Annotated in this window: 5 protein-coding genes; 3 read left to right on the top strand and 2 right to left on the bottom strand. The window is 65.9% G+C overall.

The features are described 5' to 3' along the window. Nucleotides 1-1,196 (bottom strand): 4Fe-4S dicluster domain-containing protein (locus tag ACFQ9R_RS34625; RefSeq protein WP_378997057.1); only part of this gene is annotated, 1,196 nt, incomplete at its 3' end. Nucleotides 1,197-1,433: 237 nt separating this feature from the next. Here ACFQ9R_RS34625 and ACFQ9R_RS34620 point away from each other — a divergent pair. Together ACFQ9R_RS34620 and ACFQ9R_RS34615 are read left to right on the top strand one after the other, a co-directional pair. After that, nucleotides 1,434-2,249, top strand: coding sequence for an NAD(P)H-binding protein (locus tag ACFQ9R_RS34620; protein WP_378997055.1), 816 nt, complete (start codon nt 1,434-1,436; stop codon nt 2,247-2,249). A gap of 866 nt (nt 2,250-3,115) precedes the next feature. Next, nucleotides 3,116-3,928: a DUF4129 domain-containing protein gene (locus tag ACFQ9R_RS34615; RefSeq protein WP_378997053.1), complete on the top strand. Its 813-nt coding sequence runs from the start codon at nt 3,116-3,118 to the stop codon at nt 3,926-3,928. Between the two features lie 8 nt (nt 3,929-3,936). Here ACFQ9R_RS34615 and ACFQ9R_RS34610 read toward each other — a convergent pair whose 3' ends face one another. Then, on the bottom strand, nt 3,937-4,584 hold the full coding sequence (locus ACFQ9R_RS34610) for a TetR/AcrR family transcriptional regulator (RefSeq protein WP_378997051.1): 648 nt from the start codon (nt 4,582-4,584) through the stop codon (nt 3,937-3,939). 232 nt (nt 4,585-4,816) lie between these two features. Between ACFQ9R_RS34610 and ACFQ9R_RS34605 the strand changes: the two genes are divergently transcribed. Beyond that, nucleotides 4,817-5,406, top strand: a 590-nt coding sequence (locus ACFQ9R_RS34605) for an esterase/lipase family protein (protein WP_378997049.1), incomplete at its 3' end; no start/stop codon positions are given.

Raw genomic sequence — 5,406 nt, 5'->3', positions numbered from 1 at the left:
CGGCGCATATCGATGATGTGATCGACGTGCTCGATATCGACCGGGCACTGCTCGACACACGCACCACAGGTCGTGCACGACCACAACACCTCGGGGTCGATGATGCCGTGGACATCCTCGCCACCGACCAGCGGACGGTCCGCCTCGGCACGCGCGGCCTCGGAAATCTTGTCGGCACCATCGAGCAGATAGGGCGCCTTGGCATAGGTGTGATCACGCAGCGAAGTGATGAGCAGCTTGGGGGACAACGGCTTTCCGGTGTTCCAAGCGGGGCACTGTGACTGGCAGCGACCGCACTCGGTGCAGGTGGTGAAGTCGAGCAAGCCCTTCCAGGTGAAGTCTTCGACCTTGCCGACGCCGAGCGTGTCGACGTCGGGGTCGGCGGTCTCCAGGTCGAGGACGCCGCCGCCGGACATCATGGGCTTGGCCGCGCCGAGCGCGACGCCACCGTCGCCTTCGCGCTTGAAATAGATGTTGAAGAAGGCCGAAATCCGGTGCCAGGCAACACCCCAGGTGAGGTGGCGGCCGATCAGATAGAGGAACGCCGCCCCGGCCAGCATCTTGATGAACGCGAAGAGCGAGATCATCAGTGGGTCGGCAGGAATCAGCCGCGCGATCTGCATGGTGAACAGGTCACTCGACGCGTGTCCACCACCGTAAGTGGCGATCTTGCCCGCCTTGAGCAGGACGTCACCGAGGCCGTGGATGAGCACGATCGTCTCGATGGCGTACGCGGCAACGAGATTCGACCCGCTGAACCGGGAGAGGCGCTCGGGCCTGCGGGGGTGGTTGCGCTGTCGGATGGTGATCAGCACCAGGATTCCGATCACTGTGGCGAGACCGAGGATTTCCTCCAGCAGGTGGTAGCCGAACGTGTCGCCGATGATCGGCCAGCCGAACTCCGGGTCGAAGGTCTGTCCGTAGGACTCGAAGTAGAACACCATGCCGAGCAGGAACCCGACCATCACGAGCCAATGGGCCCAACCGACAGTCCGGAACTTGTTCATTCTCGTGTGCGCGAGAACCTCGACGATGACGGTCTTCATCCGTGGCAGCACGGGACCGATCCGTGACCGGTCGGGCTGACCGCTGCGGAGAACGCGAATCATCCGGGACAGGCCGAGAGCCAGTGACCCCCAGCAGATCGCGGTGATGATGACGCCGATGACGCCGAGTGCGATCGTCACAGTGCTCACGGTGTTGCCCCCTGTCCCCGCTGACCTGCAACACAAGTATGTTACTGGCCAGTAACTTGATGTCTGGTGCCAAATTAGCACCGATTCGGCAGCGGCGAAAGCCCCGGGCAACCAGATTCGGTGCAGCGCTGCGGACTTGGGAACCTGCCTGCGATCCCACCCGAAATTGCCATGTGCGCCGCTCGGATTTCGTTGGCAGGATCGAGTGGTCCAACGAACCGAGACGGAGGGAAACCGATGACAATCCTGGTTACCGGGGCGACGGCCAATATCGGGCGCATGGTCGTGGATCAGCTGATCGCGCGCGGTGCGACCGACATTCGCGCGCTGACCATCAACCCCACCAAGGCGGCGCTGCCCGCCGGTGTTCAGGTGGTGCGGGGGCATCTGGGGCGACCGGCCGGCTTGCCCGCGGCGTTCGAGGGTGTCGACCGGATGTATCTCGCACCTTCGCCGGACAATGTCACCGAGGTCCTCGAGCTGGCGCGGGCAGCCGGGGTGCGGCACGTCGTGGATCTGTCGGGCGAGCCCGAAAGCTGGTGGGGCAGTGTGTGTAACGCCGTCGAGGGCAGCGGCTTGGCCTGGACTCATCTGTGGCCCGCCGACTTCATGGAGAACACCCTGACGTGGTCTCAGCAGATCCGTGACACCGGTGCTGTTCACGAGCCGCACCCCGGCACCGCCAGTGCGCCCATCGCCATGAACGACATCGCCGCCGTAGCCGCGACCGCCCTGCTGGAGGACGGTCACCTCGGCCGCGCGCACTCCCTCGCGGGCCCGCAGGTCCTCACCCGCGCGAACCTGGTCGCGCACCTCGCCGATGCCCTCGACCGCGAGATCACCTTCCGCACCTCCACCCGCGAGGAGACCATCACCGCGCTGCAACCCACCATGGGCGACAACTCGGCCTGGTATGTCGACAACGTCCTGCTCGATTTCGCCCCGCCGCCGGAATCCCTGCCCACCGCCAGTGTCGAAGACATCACCGGCCACCCCGCCACCACGTTCGATCGATGGGCGCACGCGAACGCCGCCCGGTTTCTCGCCGACTGACACACCCCGGGCCGCGGCGGCCATCGGGGAAACCGGTCACGGAAACGATGCGGAGGCGCCGGACGGGGTGCACACTGGTCGGGTATCCGATTGCGGCGCTTGGTTTTCCGGGAGGGGGTCCGGTGAGCACTGTCCTTCTCGCCGTACACGACGCTGTGGGTCCCGTGCTCGCACAGGCTCCGACGCCCGAGCCGCCGCCGGAATCCGCGAGATACTTGCAACTCGTGCGCTACCTGTCGTGGCTCGCGCTCCTGCTGGTCCCGGTGCTCGTGATCATCGTCGTCCTCGTGATCGTGCGGGTGACGCGGTCGCGCCGCACCGAGCCGAGCCGGCACCCTCGCCCGGCACCGCCGCCGGTCGCGGCTCCCCCTGTCGTGGCGCCGCCGAGCTCGGCGACACCGCCGGCGCCACGTCCGCTTCGAGGTGGATGGCATCGGATAGCCGATTCGTCGAGCCCCGATCGATCGAGTGCCGTGCCAGACCTTCCGCTGCCGGGGGCGGATGGCTGGCCACCGCCGGACCCGACGGTGTGGGGACGCCCCGAGCAGAGATGATCGCGCGGGAATATTTCTTGCCTCGCGGTAGGAAATGTTGTCGGAGACAAGGAATCCGGGGGCCCTGAGGGAATTCGACCAAATCTTGTGCGGTCGGTTCCCGAGGGCCGGGGGAAATGTCATTATGTGGGCATTTCGGGTGGCATCCAGGGGTTCGGCGGTAGGTCTGTGGGAAAAATATTGGCGCCAATAGGTCGTCTGGTAGCGGCGGTCGTTCTGATTGTCGCGGCGATTATCGCGCTGCACGGGCGTTTACCTGGGACCGTTGTTCCCAGTGAAACCGGTGGGACTTCGCCGGTCGCTGTCGCGTTGATGCCGGTCTTGCTGCTGGTATCGGTGGTGATCTTGCTCGCGGGCGTCATCGTCAGTCAGCATCGGCTGCCGTTGGCGATGCCCGCGGTCGAACACGGTCTCCGGGTTCGTCTGTCGTTCACGCGGTTCGCGGTGCTGGCCCCGATCGCGCTCAGTACCGTCGCGCTGACGTTCGCGGTCGGTATCACCATGCTGTTCGTCTTGCCCGGCGCGCGGCGTCAGCCGACACCGGTCGCCTCGGTGACACCGGCGCAAGCGGGACAGCCCGGTGTGCCCGCCGCTGTCAATGTGCAGGTGGTCGATTCGGCGGTCGACTCGTCGCGTCTGAGCGGGATGGCGTTGCTGGGAGCCGCGGGCCTGGCGATCGCGCTGATCGGCATCGCGGTGGCCGGTCTCGTCGGCGTCACCGTCGCAGGCCGGGCGCCGCTGGTCGACAGCGTGGAACTGACCGAGGAGCAGGTCTCGAAGACGGTCGACTCGCTGACCAGGGCCGCCGAGATGGGACTGGCGGCGATGAACGCGCCAGGTCAGGATCCGCGGACCGCGGTGATCGCCTGCTATGTGGCCATGGAGGCCGGGTTGGCCGCGGATCGTGCCGCGGCGCCGTTGATCTCGGATACGCCGAGGGAAGTGCTGGAGCGGGCTTTCGACAGCGGCGTGCTGCACGACGACGGCGCACACGAGCTGGTCGCGCTGTTCGAGGAAGCCAGGTTCAGTCCGCACGCGATGCTGGGCTGGCAGCGTATCCGGGCCGAACAGCTACTGCGCCTGGTTCTCGCCGACCTTCAGTCCCGCGACGAGGTGCCGGTGTGAGCCCAGTGCTAGTCGCGGCCCCGCATCTCGCCGTACAGCCAGGTGCCGATCATCCGCGCGGTCATGGCGATGGCGGCGGCGCGGTCGCCGTCGGCCACGTCGTCGGCCGAAGCGCGCACGACCGCGGCGAATCCGGTGTTGACCAGAACCCAGGACATCATGTCGTTGTCACGGTCGTCGCCGGGCCCGACGAACTGGATCACGATGAGCTTGACCAGCATTCGCAATCGCGGCTCGAATTCGGGTAACCCGCTGCTGTAGAACTGCACACTGCCGACGAGCGCGCGAACCAGATCCGACTTCGCGATCAGCACCTCGGCGAAGACATCGAGTATCTCGGAGGCGATGGCGACAAAGTCGTCGCTGCTCCTGGGCGACGTCGCCACGGGCAGGCTGAATACCCGCTGGGTGAACTCCTGCTCGACATCGGCGATGAGCCGATCGAGGAGTTCGTCGACGAGAAACGACCGCTCCGGAAAGTAGCGGTACAGCGTTCCGATACTGACGTGCGCCTGCGCCGCGATGACATTGGTGGAGGTGTTGTCGATTCCCCGCTGCCCGAACAGTTCGGCGGCGGTGTCGAGAATGTGTTCCCGGGTCGCCTTCGCCCGCTCCTGCTTCGGCCGGATCCGCCGGTCGACGGGTTTCGGTGGCATCGGTATTCCTTTCGGCGGCCATCTGCTGCACTGATTCTCGTGGAAATATTCCGAAAGGTGGTCCGCATTGCGCGGAATAATATTTCCTGTGCGCGGCCATGGGGTTCCGCGACAGTGAATGGTGAGGTGCACACACCTGACCGGAAGCGATTTCCGTGCCGGTTGTTCCGGCATACGTTCGGGACGGCTTACGAGCCGATTCCTTTTTCGCATTCGGAAAGGCAGACCTTGCATGACCATTACTCGTGGCCGCACACGCTCGGTGCGTGCGGCAATACTGATGGGCGTCAGCGTTGTTGCTGTCGCCCTCTCCGGGGCGGGGGCGGCGGCTGACCCGGCGTCCGAACCCACCGAACAGCAGCTGGCCGAAATCATCCACCAGGGTCGCGATGTGGCCTGGGGTACCGACGGCGGGCTCGGCGGCACGGGGTCGGCCTGTACCTCCGGTAGCGGTGCGGGCTCGGGTAACGGCTCCGGCGACTGCCTCGGTGGTTCCGGCTCCAGCTCGGGCTCCTCGGGCGGCTACTCCTCCGACCCGGGCGCTATCGGCCCCGCGTCGACGGCGTTCCTGCCCGCGTTCGGCTACGGACTGCTCAATCCCGACGCGGGTGCTCCCGGCACCAACGATTGGAACTGCAAGCCGACCGCGCAGCATCCGCGACCGGTGGTGTTGTTGCACGGCACCTGGATGAACGCCTACAACGGGTACGCCTACATGGGCCAGCCGATCAAGGACGCCGGCTACTGCACGTTCACGTTCAACTACGGCCGTTCCAACATCGTCGAAGGCGGCGGGCTCGGTTCGTTCCTGCCCGGTGTCAT

The sequence above is a fragment of the Nocardia sp. NPDC056541 genome, assembly GCF_042794235.1.
In the GTDB taxonomy this organism is placed as follows: Bacteria; Actinomycetota; Actinomycetes; order Mycobacteriales; family Mycobacteriaceae; genus Nocardia.
Note: the sequence above shows the minus strand (reverse complement) of the source record. Positions and strands in the feature narration are given on the sequence as shown.

Bases quoted from the DNA above. Each gene is read 5' to 3' on its own strand.
- ACFQ9R_RS34620 (WP_378997055.1), top strand. From the start codon at position 1,434: ATGACAATCCTGGTTACCGGGGCGACGGCCAATATCGGGCGCATGGTC.
- ACFQ9R_RS34615 (WP_378997053.1), top strand. From the start codon at position 3,116: ATGCCGGTCTTGCTGCTGGTATCGGTGGTGATCTTGCTCGCGGGCGTC.
- ACFQ9R_RS34610 (WP_378997051.1), bottom strand. From the start codon at position 4,584: ATGCCACCGAAACCCGTCGACCGGCGGATCCGGCCGAAGCAGGAGCGG.